We start from the raw sequence: 4,456 nt of genomic DNA, 5'->3' as shown, positions 1-4,456 counted from the left end.
TAAAACTTTACCAATTCCACTTATATATTCTGGTTCAAATTCCATTTCGTTTTTTTTATTACCTACAACGGTTTTGTGTATGATTAGTGGCGTGTTTAAACATCTAATTTAGCAAATAAAAACCGAATAGAAAATCTGCTAGGATTTTCGTAAGTTTGCGAGAACCAGCCATTAATTATACACGGTGTTGGCAAATCGTTTTGTTAATTAATAAAATCCGTTAATATTTTTTCAAGATTTATTTTGAATTCAGTTGCGTTCTTGAATAATCCAATATCTTTAAATTTTTTATCATTTTCTAGATTCCCAGTATTTAAAATTGGACCAATTTCTTTTATTCCTAATCCAAAACTATAAATGTAAATAAAACCTGATTTCTCAGGATGCTCAATAAGTATATTTCTAACATTTCTTACGCCTTCACATTCAAATTTTTTTCCTAATCCTCCAGAATATCGAATAATATTTCTCAACCGAAAAGCTTTATAATAAAACATTTCTGTAAATAATTTAGCCTTAAAGGAAACTTCGTTGGATTTTTTACGATTAGATAGTTTGGGAATTTCGTGACGTTTTTCTTCCATGTATACAGAATAGTCAATGTTATTCTTTACGCAATGATTTTCCCAAATCTCAAATTGTCTCGTTAATACTTCATTTTTTTCAGCGAAGTAATTATTAAAGGATGTTATTTCCTTGTATAAATAGTCTAATTGTCGCAATATTTCTAATCCATCTATGGTATATCCAACTTGGTACCCTTCAATAGGATTTTGTGTATTAATTTTATTGTACTCTTCATATAGTTTGTAAGTACTTTCGAAATAGAATAATTTATCTTTTTTTGTGAGCATCTGTAAATGTTTGCCAACGTTTATGTATAAGAATAGTGCGGTTTTGTGTGCGAGGATTTTCCGCAGGAAAATCAGACGTAACAAAAGCGCACGGACTCTTGATTAAGCACTAAACTAAGCATTATTTTTATACGGTGTTAGCAAACGTTTTTTAATTTTTTCCGATTATTCTCCAGTCAGTATCAATGTCCTTTTGAGCAGAAAAACTTTTTTCTTTATATTTTTTTTCGCCTTTTAGGAGTAAAGTCAGAGTTGCATTTCCACTTTTTCCACTACTATCCATTTTTGAACTAATTGTTCCAATTGGTAGAGCAACAACATTGTTTATCTGTCCGATTTCATTTATCAATTCCGTGTTGTTTTTTACGTGATTTTCTATTGTTTTAAAAGCGTCAGAATTATTGAAAATCAAATTTATTAATGCAAACATACCAATGCTTAAAACAATAAAAGCCTTTCCAATTATCAGTATGATATTTGATTTGGATTCGGATTTTTTTTTTTTTGATTCAGAGTTTAAAACAAAAAATATTCCAATTAAAAATACAATGCCGCTTAAATACAAACTTTCCCAAAAGAAATAGATTGGAATTATTCGGCAAATTATTCCGTAAATGAACATGACTATTGCAAAAAAGAAAGTCAGTTTAGAGGTTAAATTAATTCTTTGTAGGATTTCCATTTAAATGTTTGCTAACGTGATTGTATAAGATTAGTTGCGTGATTTAAGCACTAAATTCAGCAAATAAATCACAGATAGAAAGTCCGCGAGGACTTTCGTAAGCAGGCTTGCACTAGCAATTAATTTTATACGTTGTTGGCAATAGTATTTTTTATTATTATTTCATTCAGTTTTTGAGTGTCAGATTCCACAATTTCATTCAAGTCAAATGTTACTATTTCTCCGCTATTTTTTGTGATAATCAATTTGTTTTCATTCAGTTCCGTTTTTTTTATTTGGTTAAAAGTCAATGATTTTCCCCAAAAAGAGTTTATTCTAAGGTTAGCACCTTTTTTGTTCCATTGGATATAGTTTTTGTGCCAAAACAATCTACTGAAATAAATTGCTTGTAATAAAAAACCAATTTTCATTATGTATTTATTTACGTCTTGTTTTGAAAAATCTATTGGTTCAAAAATTCCGATTATAAAACAAATTACAGATAGTATAAAGATACTTATCCAAAATTTATTTCTCATATTGTCAAAATGTATTCTTTTCATTTTCCCTCTATTGATTTAATTTATATGTGTATAAAATTGCTATTAAAAACATAACTCCGAAAATCTAATATTCCACTTTTGAATAATAACTTATCCCTCCAATTATTCCAAATACTGTCCATAATAGATTTGTCAGGATTTTGGTTTTATTCAATTTGTTCATTTTTTTTTGTGCGTTCTGTTATATTATTGCCAACGTGTTTGTGTATGGTTAGTTGCGCGTTTGAGCAACTAATTTAGTAAACAAAAACGAGCGCGAGAAAATTCCGAAGGAATTTTCCAAATAAGCACTTGCCAAAGCAATTAATTATACACGTTGTTAGCCATAGTTATTATTCGTTTTCTTTAATAAATTCCGATATAATTATATCATTATTCTTTTGGGCATTTTCAATTGATTCAATTCCATTAAAATCTAAGTAATATCCTCCATATACAAGATGATTTTTTATGTTAATCAAATTATAAACATAAACTACTATATAATCGTGGTCATTCGGATACGGTTTAATCAATTTAACTGCTGAAAACGCTTTTTCGTGATTGCTGTAATCATTTAATAAATACGGTTTTTCAGTTGTGATAAATGTTGAGTCAGAATAAGCTCTGTTTATGGCATCTTTAATGTCAATAGTTTTTACGGATGCTTTTTTTATTTGAATATCAAAAATTCGCTTTAGGTCAGTATTTTGGATTTTCCATTTCTGTTCGTGGTCTCTTATAAAGAATATTGAATAATCGTTAAAATCTATATTATCTATACTGTCCTTTTGCTCCGCTATTTCATTAGTCAGATAAACTCCTAAAATTGTAGTTCCGTCATTCGAGTTTTCGTCAAATCTATTCTTAACTAATTTGTCAGAGTATAATTCTTTCCACTTTCTTAATTTGGGTAGTTCTATTAGTATTTTTTCCGAGTCGTTTTTTTCTGTCGAGTAATTCAGATTCGTGTTACTTTCTTTGCAACTTATTATTGTTAGAAGTAGAAGTATAATCGTTTTTCTCACTGTTGGTTTAATTATGGCTAACGGTTTTGTGTATGGATAGTGCGATTTTGCGAGCGAGGATTTTCCGCAGGAAAATCAGAAGTTAGCAAAGTAGCACTAAACATATGTCAAGCACTAAAATAAGCATTATTTATACACTGTGTTAGGCACAGTAGTTTTTTGTTTGCGTAAAGTTTAATCATTTTTATTTCTCAAACTTTTTTAATTTCATTTGAGTGAGAAAATCCACAACATTGATTTTTTGAGTTAAGCTTGGTTTTTGTAAGTTTTTAAATCCGTTAGCGTAAGAAATCTGCAAGATTTTTATTAGCGTAAAGTTTTGTTTTCATAAACTACTTAATATGAGTAAACTTGCTAAAAGTCAGAATCAGTTTTGTAAAGTGTTTGAGAGGAAAAGTCAGCGCAATATTTGGCATTAAATCCGAATTTGAGTGAGTTCCGCTATTGTGCCTAACGTGTTTGTATATGGTTTGTTGCGTGTTTTAAGTAACTAATTTAGTAAATAATTACCGACCAAGAAAGTCCGCGAGGACTTTCGTAAGTAAGCTATAAGCCAGCAATAAATTATATACGGTGTTAGGTATAGTTTTTATTCTGTAATTTCAATTTTATCTTCGGTATTCAAACAATCTTTTTTCTTATTTGAACTTTTAAAGAAAACAATTGAAGCTATTAATATTATTGGGACAATTATAATGAGAAAATGATATAATAATTTCGTGTTGAAATAAATTATTACTTTGTTTTTGAATACGTCATATTTACTAATTTTAAAATCAATCTTTTTATTGTTTTTGTATTGAGCATAATCTACTTCTTCGTGATTTTCATATTTATCCAAAATTTTATCATATTCTTCTTGTAGAGGATTCAGTACATTCAAGTCGTTAAAATCTTTATCTCCATTTGTTGCTAAAATCATTTTTAGTTTACTGTAAACTTTTCCAATTTCTAATCCGCAATTATGATAATCCTTAGCTTTTACATTGTAGTTTTTTGCATTTTCAAAAATACTAAGAACTAAAAATAAAATTGAAAGTATCAATGTCCAAGCAGTAATGATTTTAGTTTCAACAATACTATCAAAATTCCCAGTTAATGAATAAATACTTATTGCAATTACTTCAAACGAAAGAAATGCAATAGTGAAATTCGATAATTTATAAGTTTTTTTACATCTTTCATCAGCTACAAATCTTGCACCTTTCGTTGACCACATTTTAAAAGCTAAATTATGACCTGCACTTACTCTTCTTTTCTCTTTTGTACTATACATTTTCTTTAAATTATACCTAACGTGTTTGTGTATGATTTCGTTGCGTGTTTAAGCCACTAATTTAGCAAATACAAACCGAATAGAAAATCCGCAAG

General features: G+C 28.5%; 5 protein-coding genes. All 5 read right to left on the bottom strand.

Translation table 11 applies throughout. The features are described from left to right. Positions 1-203 precede the first annotated feature (203 nt). Positions 204-854, bottom strand: a complete 651-nt coding sequence (locus Q1B05_RS18275) for a hypothetical protein (protein ID WP_299782844.1) — start codon at positions 852-854, stop codon at positions 204-206. A 151-nt stretch (positions 855-1,005) separates the two neighbouring features. Beyond that, the gene (locus Q1B05_RS18270) at positions 1,006-1,536 is read right to left on the bottom strand and encodes a hypothetical protein (RefSeq protein ID WP_299782842.1); all 531 of its coding nucleotides are present in this window, start codon (positions 1,534-1,536) and stop codon (positions 1,006-1,008) included. A 125-nt stretch (positions 1,537-1,661) separates the two neighbouring features. Then, complete coding sequence (locus tag Q1B05_RS18265; RefSeq protein WP_299782840.1) at positions 1,662-2,078, bottom strand: hypothetical protein; 417 nt, start codon at positions 2,076-2,078, stop codon at positions 1,662-1,664. 332 nt (positions 2,079-2,410) lie between these two features. Continuing rightward, entirely contained in the window at positions 2,411-3,085 is a 675-nt protein-coding gene (locus Q1B05_RS18260; RefSeq protein WP_299782838.1) for a hypothetical protein, read from the bottom strand. 589 nt (positions 3,086-3,674) lie between these two features. Continuing rightward, the gene (locus Q1B05_RS18255) at positions 3,675-4,361 is read right to left on the bottom strand and encodes an SLATT domain-containing protein (RefSeq protein ID WP_299782837.1); all 687 of its coding nucleotides are present in this window, start codon (positions 4,359-4,361) and stop codon (positions 3,675-3,677) included. Between the last annotated feature and the right edge of the window lie 95 nt (positions 4,362-4,456).

It is taken from the genome of uncultured Formosa sp. (assembly GCF_947500765.1).
GTDB lineage: Bacteria > Bacteroidota > Bacteroidia > Flavobacteriales > Flavobacteriaceae > Formosa.
The sequence above is the reverse complement of the archived record's forward strand: the minus strand, read 5'-3'. Positions and strand labels throughout refer to the sequence as shown.

Excerpts from the sequence above, each read along its gene's own strand:
- Q1B05_RS18275 (WP_299782844.1), bottom strand. The coding sequence starts at position 854 with ATGCTCACAAAAAAAGATAAATTATTCTATTTCGAAAGTACTTACAAA.
- Q1B05_RS18270 (WP_299782842.1), bottom strand. The coding sequence starts at position 1,536 with ATGGAAATCCTACAAAGAATTAATTTAACCTCTAAACTGACTTTCTTT.
- Q1B05_RS18265 (WP_299782840.1), bottom strand. The coding sequence starts at position 2,078 with ATGAAAAGAATACATTTTGACAATATGAGAAATAAATTTTGGATAAGT.
- Q1B05_RS18255 (WP_299782837.1), bottom strand. The coding sequence starts at position 4,361 with ATGTATAGTACAAAAGAGAAAAGAAGAGTAAGTGCAGGTCATAATTTA.